Genomic DNA, 14,209 nt, shown 5'->3' on the forward strand with positions numbered 1-14,209 from the left:
GTTTGTTTCGATGAAAGGCATCCACACTTTGGATAGTTGACCACGCGTTTCAAAGGTCGTGAACTACATCTCCTCGTTGTGCTCGACGCACTCCCGACAGAGCGCAACCTCATGGGCGCGGCATGCAAGATTAACCGAGCCCAGCCGGTCATGAGTGCGGCCGGCGCTCGGCTGCTCGATTATTTGCGCGATGAGCTCGCGACCATGTCCGCGGAGGTATTCAAACTTAACGCTGCGTCCGGGAGCTCTTGCCCTCCAGTTCGCGACGCTCTCCTGCCCATCCAGTGCTCGTTTATTTCGTCGGATAGTTTGACCCGGCTCTACCGAATCGCCGCTTCAGGATCATTCTTTCCGATTTCGTCACGCTCGTATTTCTGCCGCGCCCTACACCGATTAGGCGCGAACAAACTGAGCGCCTTGGAACCCGAACCCGTGCGTCGTGACCGGGAGCATCCGGGGCGAACTCATGCGCTCGGGGGCATCGCATCACCGGACGGCGACAGGCACGGTCGACCGGCATCTCGGCATCGGCTGGGAATTCGTCCATGGTCTGCATTGACGACGCTTCCTGAGGCCACGTAGCTCTTATGCCAAGCTGGGCGCCCGGGTCGAGCGCGTAATGACGACAATTGCTTCGCTACAGGTCAAACGCTTTCCGGGCCACCTGCAAAGTCTTCACCCGGCCGTACAGCGCCCAAGACCACTGATGTGATCGACAAGAGCCTTGTTGATAAATCTGCGCTATTCTCCTGTCGCGCACGGACGACCGCGTGGCGAAGAGCAGGGTCCGAGATGAGAGCCCTGCCGCGCAGCTTCTATCGTCGCGCCTCGTTTGCGGCATCCGTGCCTACCCTCTTCGGACCTCGTGGGTTCCAACCGGCGGCGAGGCGTGCATAGGCGCCCTCGGCCTGCTCCACCCAGCGGCGCTCTTCTTCCCGGTGGCTCTTTATGTTGTAGGCGTGCGCGGCTCCCTTTTGGCCGCGCACAGCCTTGCTCCCGGCCTTGAGTTCCACATCGCGCAAGCTTCTTGGCATGCAGGGAGGGTCGAGCCCACGCGTAACTCTCGCCCTTCATCAACAGATGCCAGATCACGACAGAGAGTTTGCGTGCGGTTGCCACGGCCGCGACATGCTGTCCGCGCCGGGCTCGCACGCCGCAGGGAGAAGGCTCGCAACGGTCCGGGAGCACGAGCGGCCGCCCAGGCCGCCTCGACGAGCATGCCGCGCGCATGACCACGGCCCTGCTTGGTGATCCGCCCATGGTAGGCCGGACCTGGCCGGACTGTCGGACGCTTGGGTTCAACCCGAGATAGGTCACGAGCTTCTGCGGATCGTCGAAGCGCGACACGTCGCCGATCGCCGCCTTCATCGCCAGCGCGACGGTGATGTCGACGCCGGGAATGGTCATCAGCCGCTTCACGCCTTCATCCTCGAGAGCCGAGCGGGCAAGATCGCGTTCGATGACCTGGAGGTCTTCGCCCAATCGGTCGAACTCGCGCAGATGCCGATCGATCGCGAGGCGCTCGTCCTGCGGTACGACCTGCTCGATTAACCAGGTCCGACCCTTGGCGCCGCACAGGTCGGCATGCGGGCAGGACGGGATCAGGTGGCTATGAAGGATCGACTGGATGACGGTCTTCAATCGAGATCTCTGTCGGACAATCTGATTGCGCCGTGTCACCTGTCGACGCAGAGCCTGCGTCGGCTCGTCCGCAATCCAGACTTCTGGCAAGAAGCCGCTGGCATAGAGCTGCGCAAGAACGTCGGCCTCGATCGTCGTTTTGATCTTGGCATAGGCAATGATACGCACCTGTTTCGGGTTGCCGATCCCCACCTTCTTCACATGCGGCGCAACCACAGCCGTAGCGGACGTCGCGTTGCCGGTGGCCTCGATCACCCCGACATCGTTCGGCGACAGCTTCGCGGCGAACGCCGCCAGCAGATCGCGCCGCATGTCGACGCGGCCGAGTCGCCTGAGCCTGCCATCCTCCCATGCCACTGCTTCGGCGAAGGCGCGGTGAATATCCAGTCCGATGATGCGCATGCCCGTTCCTCCTTCTTGGCTCGGTCAAAGACGGGAGCTGGCGGGTAACACGACATCTACTGATCCGCGCTCGCAGCGCCTCCGGGAAAGTCGCGAGGGGCGGCGATGTAACGAGCTCGGGCTCTCAGCCCACGGTCTATTGACGGCCTGCCTGCACCTTCGTGCTCCCGGTGCCCCACGTCCCGGATGGGCTCACCATAAGGGCGTTCCAAAACAAGAACGGCAGGACGAAAAGGCACCACAGATCACCACCGGATAACAGCAAGGCCAAGCGCTTCGTTCAGACAGGCTTGCGCCAATGGGCTTAGGCCGAGCCTACAACAGCTCTCAAAAACGCTGCCGAACTGCTGCATTGGCTTCGCCGATACAACACAGGCCTCACGGCAGCTTAGGATCAAACCGCCCATCAGTCGCCTCGGACCACGCCTTGCTAGGTCGGGGCCGCCGAAGACGCTGGTTGATAGCCCGGCGCCATCGGCCCGGCATTTCAAACCGCCAATCTCTGACCTGCACAGTACGTACGATTGCTCGCTTCGGCAGATCACGCGGCTCATATGTCGGACCTTAACGTCATCCATCATAAACTTTTTGCGACAAAAGATTGCAAGAATGCTAAATTGTTAAAGTCGTTTGTTTCGGTTAAAGGCATCCATCCCATGGATGGCTGATGACATGCGTTTCAAAGGACTTGATCTAAATCTCCTCGTTGTGCTCGACGCACTCCTGACGGAGCGTAATCTCTCGGCGGCGGCACGCAGGATCAACCTGAGTCAGCCCGCCATGAGTGCGGCCGTCGCCCGACTGCGCGATTATTTCCGCGATGAACTGTTTACGATAAGAGGTCGCGAACGATTTCTAACCCCGCGTGCGGCAGCATTTGCCCCCGCAGTTCGCGACGCTCTCCAGCACATCCAGTGCTCGATTATTTCTTCGGATCCGTTTGACCCAGCTCGAGCCGATCGCCTCTTCAGGATCATTCTTTCCGATTTCGTCACGCTCGTGTTTTTCGAAAAGCTTGTGGAGCGTATTGCACGGGAAGCCCCCGCCGTCAGCTTCGAACTGCTGCCTGTCGACGATAGCCCCGATGAGCTTCTCCGGCGCGGTGACGTCGATTTTCTAATTCTACCGGATATGTTCACGTCGAGTGTGCATTCAAGCGTTCCGCTGTTTGACGAGAAGCTCGTGTGCGTAGGCTGTCCCACAAACAAGCAGCTGCCACAGCAGCTTACATTCGAGAGATACATGTCGATGAGGCACGTCGCGGTCAGGTTCGGGCGTACGATGAAGCCGTCTATCGAGGAATGGTTTTTGCTTGAGCATGGCCTTAAGAGACGTGTCGAGGTCGCCGTGCAGGGCTTCAGCATGATTCCACCTATGGTGTCCGGCACAGCTCGTATAGCGACCATGCCCTTGCGGCTGGTCAGGCATTTCGAAAACACGTTCCCCCTGCGGGTTATCGAACTTCCGCTGCCATTTCCCACATTCACCGAGACCCTCCAATGGCCGGCCCTCCACAATAGCGATCCGGCAAGCATCTGGATGCGGGAGATAATGATGCAAGAGGCATCTCGGATGGCTGTCCCGCTGTGAACCCACGGAAAATTCAGGCGCACCTATAGTCACTACTCCTGTCACCATCTACTCTGACGACAATAGCCCTCGCCGGATAAAGTCGATGCTGGCGGCAAGTGCGCCTGCGAGATCGTCCAGAGAATGGACTTCCTCGACCAGCTCGAACGAGAAAGGTCCCGCGTAGCCGCCATCCAGCAGCGCCTGAATCTGGCTGCCATTGTCGGAACCTGCAAGAAAGCGATCGGGGTAAATCCAGAAGGTCGGGTCGTTTACGCTTGAAATGTGCACCAGGCCGGTAAGCTCGCAGAACAGGCATGTCTCCCCGGCCAGGGTGTGGTGGAACGTGTCGTGCACGAGGCGAAAGACGGACTGGCCATCAACCGCGGCAACGGCCTCGGCCGCTTCCTTCTTTGATCGAAGCGAGCAGGTTCGGAAACCCAGCGGCTCGATAAGACCGATCAGACCCCGCGACTGGAGGATTGGCTTGATCTCGTTTAGAGCGAAACGAAGATTGTCCTGGCGCTCGCTATTGGTGGGCCACGAGCTGCGGTTGGCCGGCACCAAAACGAGCGTCTCCGCCCCGCACGCCGTCGCATAATCGGCGAGGTTGCTTGCCTCGGCCTGACGCGTTGGAGTCCAGTCGTTGAACCGCTGCAAGGCGTTGACAGAGATGATCGTGATGCCCGCTTCGGTAGCGGCAAACCGGACGTCCGCAGCCGGAATGCCGCGTGCGACAGGATTGCTGAAATGAGGGTAACGGATTTGGACGTCGGTCAGGCCTTGGTCACGGGCAAGCGCGAAAAGCGCACTGACGTCAAGGCGGGGCGCCGCCATGTGATCGAGTGCAAAGCGGGGCGATACCTGGCGCATTGCTTGACTTTCCTTCCATGAAGCGCGGCTGCCATTTCGGCATCCGGCTTCTTTCAAGACGGAACCACGCCGGTTCACAGATCGGACAGAGACGGCCGAGTCAATCGAGCTTTCCTTTCATCGGTGAAAGGAAAATGGGCGCTCATGATAGAAATCCATCAAGCTCAAATATTTTCCGGAAGATAAATGTCGAACGGCAGAAATGTCTGCCCCGGGCTCTCCGCGACGCCGGCTTTGATGGCCCGCTCCATTGCCATTATCAGCTCCTGGCAAAGTCGGCGCATTGGCGTGCCGACCGCCATCGTCAAGATGTCATCCGCAAGCGCCCCACGTGACTGCGGCGTCATTTCACTCACGATCGCGACGAGATCCTGACCGCTCCCCTCTTCTCGGAGCGCGGAAATTGCCCCCTCTATCCCCCCGCCGGCCATATAGAAGCCGACGAGCTCTGGTTCCCGCTGCATAAGATCCAGCAATTTTTCGTAAGTGAGCTGCCGTTCATCAAGGTTCACGAGCGCATCAAGCACCTCGAATTTTGGCGCGTTCTCACGAAAATACGCACGAAAGGCCGTTTCCCGCGTCGCATGCGCCTGGAAGCGATGGCTTCCGACAAACACCGCCACCTTGCCGGGCCGTTTTGCGGTCTTGGAAAACACCCAAGCGGCAGTCCGTCCGACCTTGCTGTTGTTGAGGCCGATGTAGCCCTCGCGCACGCCATCGGCGAAGTCGGATAGCAGCGAAAATACCGGGATACCTTTCGCCTTGAGCTCCTCGACTGATGCTGTGATTTTCGGGTGATCGGCCGCCACCATGGCGATCGCCTGGCAGCGGCTCCCAAGGTCCTTAAGAAGCGGGAGCAGGTCACGCGGCAAATGTGACTGCGCGAACTCGATGATCGGAAGGCCGTGGAAGGATTTAGCCATACTGACCGACTCTTCGATCTTGCGAGCGAAATCTTGGTAGAAATCGTGGGTAGGTTTTCTCAAGATGAAGCCCAGCTTGTAGTGCGGCAGGTGCTGCTGCAAGCGCTGTTTGATGAGACCGGCAGCATGATAGCCGATCGCGTGCGCGGCCGCATGGACCCGCTGGGCGGTCTCCTCTCGCACCGGAAGGCGGACGTTCAGAACCCGATCGACTGTTGCTACGCTGACTCCGGCTTCGCGGGCGAGATCGGCAATTGTGACGCGCTTTCCCCTAGCGATTCTGATCGGCCGGTCCTCCATCATCCGGTGCGCTCCCGCGACGGCTTGGGGCGGCAAGCTGAAATAGTTCCCACACCCGGCGGTTGATAGCGCATTCGACGAACAGCGCTCCATGCGCACCCAGATGAGTTTCCGTGAACCGTTCGTTTGCTTAGGGGCTTCATGGTGTTGTATTACTCACTGCGTTAGTACTCTATTTCCAGCGCTCTTTGGAGGCTGGCAATTCGACTGTTGTGGCAAGGCCGCGACTTACACGTCGCGCTGTTGCGATTTTGCTTGCGGGGAGCCAGTTTGATGTAACCCTAACCGCGGAAAGCGGCTTCCATCCGTGACTGGTCCAATTCGCCTTCCCAGCGAGCGACAACGAGCGATGCCACCGCATTACCGACTAAATTCGTCAGCGCGCGGCATTCCGACATGAAGCGGTCCACGCCAAGAATTAGAGCCATTCCGGCAACGGGAACACTCGGCACGACAGAGAGAGTAGCGGCCAATGTGATGAAGCCGGCGCCGGTGACGCCTGCCGCACCCTTCGAGGAAAGCATCGCAATTAGCAGCAGGAGGATCTGATCGGCAATTGACAAATCTGTGTTCGTCGCCTGCGCGATGAAGAGGGCGGCGATCGTCATGTAGATATTGGTACCGTCCAGATTGAATGAGTATCCAGTAGGGATGACGAGACTTACGACCGAACGCGCGGCGCCGGCCTTCTCCATCTTCTCCATGAGCGAGGGCAGCGCGGCCTCCGAGGAGGACGTTGCCAGGACAAGCAGCAGTTCGTCCTTGATGTAGCGGACAAGAGAAAAGATCGAGAAGCCGTTGTAGCGGCAGACCGCGCCGAGAACCCCGAACACGAAGAGGAAGGCGGTAAGATAGAACGTCGCGACCAGTATCGCGAGGTTGGCCACCGAACCGATACCGTATTTGCCGATCGTAAAGGCCATTGCGCCGAAGGCGCCGATGGGTGCAGCCTTCATCAGAATGCCGACGAGCTTAAAAATGGGGGCGGTAAGCGCCTGGAGAAAGGTAACGACCGGCCTGCTCGTCTCTCCGGTCATCGCCAAAGCAATGCCGAACAGGACCGAGAAGAACAAGACTTGCAGGATGTCGCCTTCCGCGAAGGCACTGGCAATCGTTGACGGGATGATGTTCATCAGGAAGCTGGTCACGGACTGCTCGTGAGCCGTGGCCACATAGCCCTTAACGGCTTGGACATCGAGCGAGGCCGGATCGATGTTGAGGCCGGCGCCAGGCTGAACGATATTCGCGACAATCAGTCCGACAACGAGTGCAAGCGTCGAGAAGGTGAGGAAATAAACCATCGCCTTGGCGGCAACTCGGCCGACCTTCTGCAGATCGCTCATGCCGGCAATGCCGGTCGCAATTGTCAGGAAGATGACAGGTGCGATAATCATCTTGACGACTTTGATGAAGGCATCGCCGAGCGGCTTCAGGCTCTGGCCGGTTTCCGGATAGAGATAGCCAATTGCGGCACCCAGGACTATGGCGGCAAGCACCTGCACGTAGGTCCGGGCAAAATGGCGCTTGCGGGGCGCTGCGATCGCGCGGGGGACTTTTGGAACCAACACCGTTTCTCTCTCCCTGACCGGATCGGGGTGGGGGCTCCTCCTTCTCCCATGCTGCGCTCCGGTCGAGCGCTGCTGTCATCTCGGAGCAAGCGCCGTGCCAACTGGAGGCCTGTCCCGTCCAGCGAGATTGGTGCGGGTTGCGCACTGGAACCCTCCACCTTTGCCGGAATTTGCACTCAAGGCTCGCCAAAGATCGCGTGAAGAAGTGCTTCGCCAGAGAGGGAATTGACCAGGTCGCCTTGCGGCCGTGCCTTTGATGTTCGCCGCAGATCGAATGCCGGCCGATATCTGTCGTCTTGGTGACTTTGGTTGGTCAGTTTTGCGACGGAATGCGCGCAAACTGTAGGATATCCTACACGCCCATCAGAGCACGCGGGACAAGCGATTAAGCGTAGGAGCGCATCGAATCTCCGAGGTCAAAAAATCTTGAATAAGGTCCGCGTGCGAAGTGAATCCGCAACTCGTCAAAGTTCTCCACCGTTTGATCCAGCGGTCGCGTTTCCTGGCGCTGCAGGATGGCGTTATCTGATGGCTCAAGCGCTGGAACGCCCAGGAAATCCCAAACCGCTCCCAAGCATTGGGCAGGTTCATGAAGAAGGCTCTCGTATTCCATTACAAGCAGGTTGGTCGACGTGAAGGAGTCCATAACGCGAGCGTGAAAATCGTCGGCGGCTTTGAAATAAGCCTCACAGTCAGCGATTGACAACCTGACGCTCGGTGGCCGAGCGGTATCGTTGTCCGAGCTGAACTTCAGCCACTGACCGCTTTCCCTGGCCTGCACAAAGGAACGGAGCGATTCCAATACGTTTCGGCGAACAACGAGGATGACCTTGAGTGCTGGCCAACGAGCTAATTCCGCAAAGAATGCTGGACGCTCGCGAAACTGAGGTTCATTGATCTTGCAGCCAAGATGCGTCACATTCTTGTAGTCGCGCATAGGGCAGCGCACATAGGCAAGCTCAAGAAGCTCGCGATCCGCGCCTAGCAGGCGATCCGTGCTGGGCCAATTGGGATCATATTCGTTTAGCAACTCACCGTTACTCAAAACGGTCGGATGCTCGTTTAGCAATTCTTCTAAATAGTGTGTTCCGGTCCTTGGCATAGCAAGGATCACAAAAGGCTCAGGAGTTGGTTCGTTGTGGGTCATTGCATGTGTATCCAACTAAATAATGGCCGCGACGGTCTGGGGACGCGCACAAGAAGCTTGGCTGCTATCGCTTGAACGCTCCGGGTGGGTCCGCGCCTCACCACCCAGCCTGTACTCCGAGGTGTGGTCGCGAAGATGGGCGCGTGCCTGCAGCGGCTGGGTGGCGCCCGGCTTCGGCGTTGTTGTACCACTCGCGATTCCTGGCACACGCATGCCTCCGGGCCGCTGTGGGCAGTTTGCAATCCGGCATTGCGGACCTCCTTCTCGTTGATGGGCGTAGGTAAGCGTCAACGCATTAGTCGTCGATGAAACAGTCCAGCCGACACAAAAAAAGGCAATACAGCGAACATGCAAAGTGCGCCTATATGCAGCCCTACATTGTCGCCCAGGCGGCCGAGCATCACCGGACGGATTAGATCGATAGAATTCGCCAGCGGCGAGAAGGCCGCAATCTGCTGAAACACTCCTGGCAATTGGCCGACTGGAAAAACCGCGCCCGAAAGGAACAGCATAGGTGTGATGACAAGCGTCTGATAGAAAATAAAATAGTGATAACTGGGCGCGAGCGCGATGACGAGCATGGCCAGGCTCGCAAAGGCGAACCCGGTGAGAGCGATGACCGGCAGCACGTAGAGAACCGACGTCCACGCGGCATAACCTAGCGCGGCGGCAACAATCGCAATTGTCGTACCGGCCAGAAAGGCCTTTGTGGCTGCCCAGGTCAATTCACCGAGAACGATGTCGCCGAGGGTAAGTTGTGTGTGCAAGATTGCTTCCCAAGTGCCCTGATCGCGCATTCGACCGAAAACCGCGTAAATTGTTTCGAAGGTCGATGCTGTCATCGCGCTTGTCGCAACCATGCCGGCTGCCAGAAAAGCGATGTAGGATGCACCTTCGATGCGGCCTACCAACAGTCCAAGGCCAGTGCCGAGCCCGAAAAGGTAAATCATCGGATCAGCAAGAGTGCCGAGCATTGAAGCAAATGCCACCTTCTTCCATGCCAAATGATTGCGGCGCCACACCGCGATCCAGTTCCAGGCGTTGGCGGGTAGAGCGGCCGCAAGACGTTCACCCATTGCTCACTTCTCCATCTCACGTCCGGTTAGCCGCAAGAAAACGTCCTCCAGACTGGGTGGACGCTCCAGAATACGCAGACCCGCTCGACCGCGAAGCTGGATGCGCACATCCTCCGGATCAGGCGCATAGCAAAAGAGCGTCTCGCCGCTTACCTCGATACGCTGAACGTACGGCCTGATCAGCGAAATCAGCTCCTGTGGATTGCCGCCGAAGATCTCGATCACGTTGCACCCAATGTACTCGTCGATCAGCGCATGAGGACTGCCCTCGGCGATCTTGCGTCCCCGCTCGAGAACACACAGCCGATCACAAAGCCGCTCAGCCTCTTCCATGAAATGGGTGGTCAAAATGATCGTTTTTCCGCTCGCCAGCAGGAAACGAAGTCGCTCCCAGATCAGATGGCGGGCATGCGGGTCGAGGCCGGTCGTGGGCTCATCCATCACAAGCAACTGGGGGTCGTTGATCAGAGCACGTGCCAGCGTCAGGCGCCGCTTCATCCCGCCGGATAGCAGGCCGACACGTGAATCCGCCTTGCTCTCAAGGCGAGCGAACTCGAGGAGCCGTGGGATGACGGCGTTGATCTCTCTTGTTCTCATGCCGAAGTAGCGCCCGAACACCAACAGGTTCTCACGTACCGTAAATTCCAGGTCGAGATTGTCGAACTGCGGGACCACGCCTATGCCCTTGCGGGCCAAGCGGCTGCGTGCCGGCACTGGTAGACCGAGGACTGTTATATCACCCGCGTCAGGCCGGGTCATACCGAGGAGCATACGCGCAATCGTGCTCTTGCCTGCGCCGTTCGGCCCCAGCAGACCGAAGCACTCTCCCGATGCAACGGTGAAGGACAGCCCGTCCACAACGAGCTTGTTTCCGAATAATTTGGTTACGCCGGTAAGGTCGATTGCTACATTGGACATGCGTCTATCTCAAGCGGAATGAGTCCGATTGGCCACCGGCAGCTTACTTACGAATCTGGTTCAGAGCAGGCCACCGCCTTGAGATGGCACCTTTGGAAAGTCGCGGCCGGAGCGACGCGTGTATCGCTTCCGCCAAAGAATTAACGTCAAGATGCCACGTGTCGCTTCCAGATAGTTCCGGTTCTGACCATAGGTAACTCGACAAGCTTCACCACGTGTCGACTGACACAACTTACTCGGTCACCCGGCGCTGCAAGGCCATCAGACTTCACCAGCTGTGAGCGAAAGATCTGCAGTATGAAGTGACTCCGCAATTCCAGAATTGCCCGCAGCATTTGCTCCGGCAAGCGGCGTCGCGCTTGTGATTTCCTTTGTGCTTCTGTTGGGCAGGGGAACACTTTTACGCGACAGCCAATCGCTATTGCTCAATGTACACAGGGCGTAAGCCTTCAAGGGGATCAACAGGAATATCCTGATTAACGCGTGCATTGAATAGCCGATGAATCGAAGCTGCCGAGTGCGGAAAGATAACACCGTAGATCTGATTATGGTCATGGTGACAATAGCCAGCACCGTCCACCAATTTACTGTATGTGAAAATAGTAGCTCACCGAGCGCCGTTACTACCGCGATGCCGAGCAACAATGGGCCGAGATTCTCTCCCATCACATCCAAAGTTAGATAGCGATCCAGGCCACGCAGTAGACCTCGCGCAAGCATCGTGTCCCGGAAAGTGCTCCGTGCCCAGCGGAGTTGTTGGCGCAAATAAGGTCCCATCTTGTCCGGAACGACTGTCGCCGCGACGGCACCTGGAACGTACTCGGTTCGAAAGCCTGCTTTCAGCATGAGGATCGTAAGATGACGGTCTTCACCGAAGTCGCTTGGTTTCCCCCTGAACAGCTGCGTCTCGTATTGATCCAGCAGAGAAAGGAGACAAGACCGGCGGTACATTGCACATGGGCCGCAGCAGCACATGACCGCACCAAAGCGACCTTGCGCCGCGCGCTCCTCATTGCAAGCCAGCCAGTATTCCATATCGATCAATCGGGTCAACCAAGTGTCGCTGCGGTTGTATGCCGTCAGCTGGCCCATGGCCGCTCCGACCATGGGATCCCGCATTTTTACTGCAAGCTTCGTGATCACGTCGGACGCAAGTGTCGTGTCAGAGTCGACGCTGAGCACGAAATCTCCAGATGAGCGGCGGATGGCGGCGATCTGCGCCTTGCGTTTGCCAACATTCTCGCGGAGCAGAATGAAATTGAATCTCGGGTCGCCCTCGTAGGCGTGATGTACCGGGATGACGGCATTACGATTTCCAGAACCGTCGTCAACCAGATAGACCTGAAATGTTCCGGCGTAATCTTGAATTGCGATGGAAGCTAAACACGCCGCGAGTGTGCGCGGGTCCTCATTGTAGCAGGGGATGATGACATCCACGCTCGGCCAACGGTCGGACCCGAACAAGCTTTCCGACGGCGGCGTAACATTTTCCGGTTGGGAGTAGACCGCTTGCATGCCTCTGTAAACAGTCGAGAGCACCGCATAAGACGAAACGGCAACAGTACTGGCTGTGGTGAGAAGGTCCATAGGATCTCTGTTTGTTCAGGGATGTTGAGGAAGTGATCGGATTACAAATCCGCGGCCGTGCAATTCTGGAATTAGGCGTGACAACGCTGTCACCGTCTGGTCGCGCAGACTGGCTTGATTGCCTGGTTGCAATTCGTCGGGAGCGCACCCGTCGTGCAACAGCACGATTGCGCCCGGCCGGATATCGGCGAGCACTCTGTCGACGATGGCGTCAACGCCGGGGCGAGACCAGTCGCGTGGATCAATGGACCAATGGACGGGCGCCAATGCCGCACCCGCTGATGCAGCGATTACTTCTTCGGTCCAGATGCCATACGGTGCACGAAAGTACCGAACCATGGCCTGCGGGCAAGCCATCCCTATGACTCTGTTTGCCTCAACTATCTGGCGGTCGACTTCGACGGGCCCGCATTTAGCCAGGTCCGGATGAGTCATCGTGTGGTTGGCTATACCGTGCCCGTCTGTAATAATTCGGCGAACGAGTTCCGGCTCGTCGGCCGCGTAGGCCCCAACAACGAAGAAGGTCGCCGGCACCTGATGTTGCGCCAGCACATTGAGTATCTGCGGTGTGAAAAATGAATTGGGACCGTCGTCAAACGTCAGATAGACGCTGCGCTCTGCAATGCCATCGGCATTGTCACTCTGCCCTTCGCATATGTAGTCCAGAGGCTTCATAGTTCCGGACCGTTCCGGTCGATCAGGGTACCGGACGGCCACTCGTCCATCGAGCGTCCGATCGGCGAAACCAACACGAGTACGTCTTCCAGGCGCGTGGGCGGCAGGTCGGGATGCACGTCTGGACGGGTCGACCGTACGCGAACGCCCGACACAATGTTCGCGAGGCCGGCTCTGCAGAATCTTTCGACATGGTTTCGCAGCGCGTGCCGAACCGTGCCGAAAGCGAATGGAACACCCAACTGATGGAGCACTGGGTACGCCACGCGCATCGAAAAACCGATTCCGAGCCCTTCAAGATCCGGACGAACCGCGTACAGGCCCAATTCAGCGACGATCAAGTCGACCTCGCCAACTTTGATGAAGCGCCGCAGCATGCCGATGTGAGCCGCTACCCCATGCGCGTCGTAGCCGATTGCGCGGAATTCCGGCCTCGCGCCGGCCCAACTGCGGCCGCCTTCGAATGGCTCCGCGTTGAAGGCGCCAGTCCGTCCATAGGTCTTTCGAAAAAAGTCGGAGAGTTCGACATGGTCGGACAGTTGCAACTCATTTTCCCAGCACAACTTCCACTCGACATTCGGGCGCATGGAAGACCTCACCTTGTAGCTGTCTGGTTGAGATAAATGTCCAAGCATTGGTTAAATAATTGGCGTCGCGCCAACGGGGCGTAACTTGTGGAGACCGCCGAAAGACCAAGCCGCAATGCAGATGCGACTGACTTTGTACGCCCCGCACACCAGATGATGCTCCTCGGATCCAACGCAACCATCGGAACTAACCTATCTTTCCAACTTGAAGCGCTTCTATGGGACCTGCAGCAAAAACGGTAAAATCCTTTGTTTAGATGAAAGGTATCCACGCTTTGGATAACTGGGCGAATGCGTTCCATATGGCTGGTCAATTATCGTCGTCACGCTCGAGGCACTTCTGACGAAGCGCAAAGCTCACGCCCGCGGCACGCGCGGCCGTTGCCGGGCCGCGCGATTATCTCCGTAAGAGCCGAGCGGAGCTCAGACACGACGATTGATCAGAATCTGATTCGCGGGTTCAGTATCTTTTTCGTGTATCCAGCTCTGGGCTGTCCTTTGGCGGGAGTTAGGTTCGCCCAGGTTCTGAGCCTGGGGCGTCGGCCCGTTCGCCGCACAGGCTCCTTCGCACATCGTCGAGGCCGAGAAAGAGGTGGCCACACAGCTCCCCCTGTACTTTCCACCACCCGACACCAGAGCTCACCCAGGGCGCCGGCCTTGCTCACCTCAACGGATAGCGCACTCGCGCCGCTTCACGATTAAAAGAATTCTACAAGCAGATGCCTGTTTGATCGTGAGACGTCCGCTGCCAATTCCCGCATCGCAGAGGCAGCCAATAGCGCTCGCTTCACATAGTGGTCCGGCAAGCAGCTAGATACGACAGGTGACCTCAAATGAGGCGTCTTGCATGGCTTCTACACCTGCCTGAATGCCAGAACTGCGTTCGTGCCGCCCATGGCGAAGGCGTTGCTCATGGCGACGCGCACCTTGCGCTCGCGCGGCA

Annotated in this window: 11 protein-coding genes and 1 pseudogene; 2 read left to right on the forward strand and 10 right to left on the reverse strand. The window is 58.2% G+C overall.

The features are described 5' to 3' along the window. Nucleotides 1–36: 36 nt before the first annotated feature. Nucleotides 37–374: pseudogene (locus E5X88_RS33800) on the forward strand (LysR family transcriptional regulator); the annotation flags it as partial. Nucleotides 375–741: 367 nt separating this feature from the next. On the opposite strand, the gene E5X88_RS32580 reads toward E5X88_RS33800, so the two are convergent. Further along, on the reverse strand, nucleotides 742–2,043 hold the full coding sequence (locus tag E5X88_RS32580; RefSeq protein ID WP_236473627.1) for an IS110 family transposase: 1,302 nt from the start codon (nucleotides 2,041–2,043) through the stop codon (nucleotides 742–744). A 672-nt stretch (nucleotides 2,044–2,715) separates the two neighbouring features. Between E5X88_RS32580 and E5X88_RS32585 the strand changes: the two genes are divergently transcribed. Then, nucleotides 2,716–3,633 carry a LysR family transcriptional regulator gene (locus tag E5X88_RS32585; RefSeq protein ID WP_091600624.1) on the forward strand — a complete coding sequence of 306 codons (918 nt, stop codon included), beginning with the start codon at nucleotides 2,716–2,718 and terminating at the stop codon, nucleotides 3,631–3,633. 48 nt (nucleotides 3,634–3,681) lie between these two features. Here the strand turns inward: E5X88_RS32585 and E5X88_RS32590 are convergent, their stop codons facing one another. The 9 genes from E5X88_RS32590 to E5X88_RS32630 all read right to left on the reverse strand — a co-directional run bounded on the left by E5X88_RS32590 (nucleotide 3,682) and on the right by E5X88_RS32630 (nucleotide 13,266). Next, nucleotides 3,682–4,485, reverse strand: a complete 804-nt coding sequence (locus tag E5X88_RS32590) for a TIM barrel protein (protein WP_091600623.1) — start codon at nucleotides 4,483–4,485, stop codon at nucleotides 3,682–3,684. Between the two features lie 164 nt (nucleotides 4,486–4,649). Next, nucleotides 4,650–5,711 carry a LacI family DNA-binding transcriptional regulator gene (locus tag E5X88_RS32595; RefSeq protein WP_091600622.1) on the reverse strand — a complete coding sequence of 354 codons (1,062 nt, stop codon included), beginning with the start codon at nucleotides 5,709–5,711 and terminating at the stop codon, nucleotides 4,650–4,652. A gap of 278 nt (nucleotides 5,712–5,989) precedes the next feature. Then, nucleotides 5,990–7,273 (reverse strand): dicarboxylate/amino acid:cation symporter, encoded by a 1,284-nt coding sequence (locus E5X88_RS32600; RefSeq protein WP_268929390.1) that lies wholly within the window; start codon nucleotides 7,271–7,273, stop codon nucleotides 5,990–5,992. A gap of 388 nt (nucleotides 7,274–7,661) precedes the next feature. Beyond that, nucleotides 7,662–8,423 carry a sulfotransferase gene (locus E5X88_RS32605; protein WP_292168310.1) on the reverse strand — a complete coding sequence of 254 codons (762 nt, stop codon included), beginning with the start codon at nucleotides 8,421–8,423 and terminating at the stop codon, nucleotides 7,662–7,664. Between the two features lie 287 nt (nucleotides 8,424–8,710). Then, nucleotides 8,711–9,499, reverse strand: a complete 789-nt coding sequence (locus E5X88_RS32610) for an ABC transporter permease (protein ID WP_091600620.1) — start codon at nucleotides 9,497–9,499, stop codon at nucleotides 8,711–8,713. Between the two features lie 3 nt (nucleotides 9,500–9,502). After that, nucleotides 9,503–10,417: a nodulation factor ABC transporter ATP-binding protein NodI gene (gene nodI, locus E5X88_RS32615; protein WP_091600619.1), complete on the reverse strand. Its 915-nt coding sequence runs from the start codon at nucleotides 10,415–10,417 to the stop codon at nucleotides 9,503–9,505. A 261-nt stretch (nucleotides 10,418–10,678) separates the two neighbouring features. Beyond that, the gene (nodC, locus tag E5X88_RS32620) at nucleotides 10,679–12,004 is read right to left on the reverse strand and encodes a chitooligosaccharide synthase NodC (RefSeq protein ID WP_091600618.1); all 1,326 of its coding nucleotides are present in this window, start codon (nucleotides 12,002–12,004) and stop codon (nucleotides 10,679–10,681) included. 15 nt (nucleotides 12,005–12,019) lie between these two features. Further along, nucleotides 12,020–12,679 carry a chitooligosaccharide deacetylase NodB gene (gene nodB / locus E5X88_RS32625; RefSeq protein ID WP_091600617.1) on the reverse strand — a complete coding sequence of 220 codons (660 nt, stop codon included), beginning with the start codon at nucleotides 12,677–12,679 and terminating at the stop codon, nucleotides 12,020–12,022. After that, entirely contained in the window at nucleotides 12,676–13,266 is a 591-nt protein-coding gene (locus E5X88_RS32630; RefSeq protein WP_128165790.1) for a NodA family N-acyltransferase, read from the reverse strand. Before E5X88_RS32630 ends, nodB begins: the two co-directional genes overlap by 4 nt. Nucleotides 13,267–14,209: the final 943 nt, after the last annotated feature.

Source organism: Mesorhizobium sp., assembly GCF_004962245.1.
Lineage (GTDB): Bacteria > Pseudomonadota > Alphaproteobacteria > Rhizobiales > Rhizobiaceae > Mesorhizobium.

Excerpts from the sequence above, each read along its gene's own strand:
- E5X88_RS32590 (WP_091600623.1), bottom strand. The coding sequence starts at position 4,485 with ATGCGCCAGGTATCGCCCCGCTTTGCACTCGATCACATGGCGGCGCCC.
- nodC (WP_091600618.1), bottom strand. The coding sequence starts at position 12,004 with ATGGACCTTCTCACCACAGCCAGTACTGTTGCCGTTTCGTCTTATGCG.
- nodB (WP_091600617.1), bottom strand. The coding sequence starts at position 12,679 with ATGAAGCCTCTGGACTACATATGCGAAGGGCAGAGTGACAATGCCGAT.
- E5X88_RS32585 (WP_091600624.1), top strand. The coding sequence starts at position 2,716 with ATGCGTTTCAAAGGACTTGATCTAAATCTCCTCGTTGTGCTCGACGCA.
- E5X88_RS32630 (WP_128165790.1), bottom strand. The coding sequence starts at position 13,266 with ATGCGCCCGAATGTCGAGTGGAAGTTGTGCTGGGAAAATGAGTTGCAA.
- E5X88_RS32610 (WP_091600620.1), bottom strand. The coding sequence starts at position 9,499 with ATGGGTGAACGTCTTGCGGCCGCTCTACCCGCCAACGCCTGGAACTGG.
- E5X88_RS32605 (WP_292168310.1), bottom strand. The coding sequence starts at position 8,423 with ATGACCCACAACGAACCAACTCCTGAGCCTTTTGTGATCCTTGCTATG.
- E5X88_RS32595 (WP_091600622.1), bottom strand. The coding sequence starts at position 5,711 with ATGATGGAGGACCGGCCGATCAGAATCGCTAGGGGAAAGCGCGTCACA.
- E5X88_RS32580 (WP_236473627.1), bottom strand. The coding sequence starts at position 2,043 with ATGCGCATCATCGGACTGGATATTCACCGCGCCTTCGCCGAAGCAGTG.
- nodI (WP_091600619.1), bottom strand. The coding sequence starts at position 10,417 with ATGTCCAATGTAGCAATCGACCTTACCGGCGTAACCAAATTATTCGGA.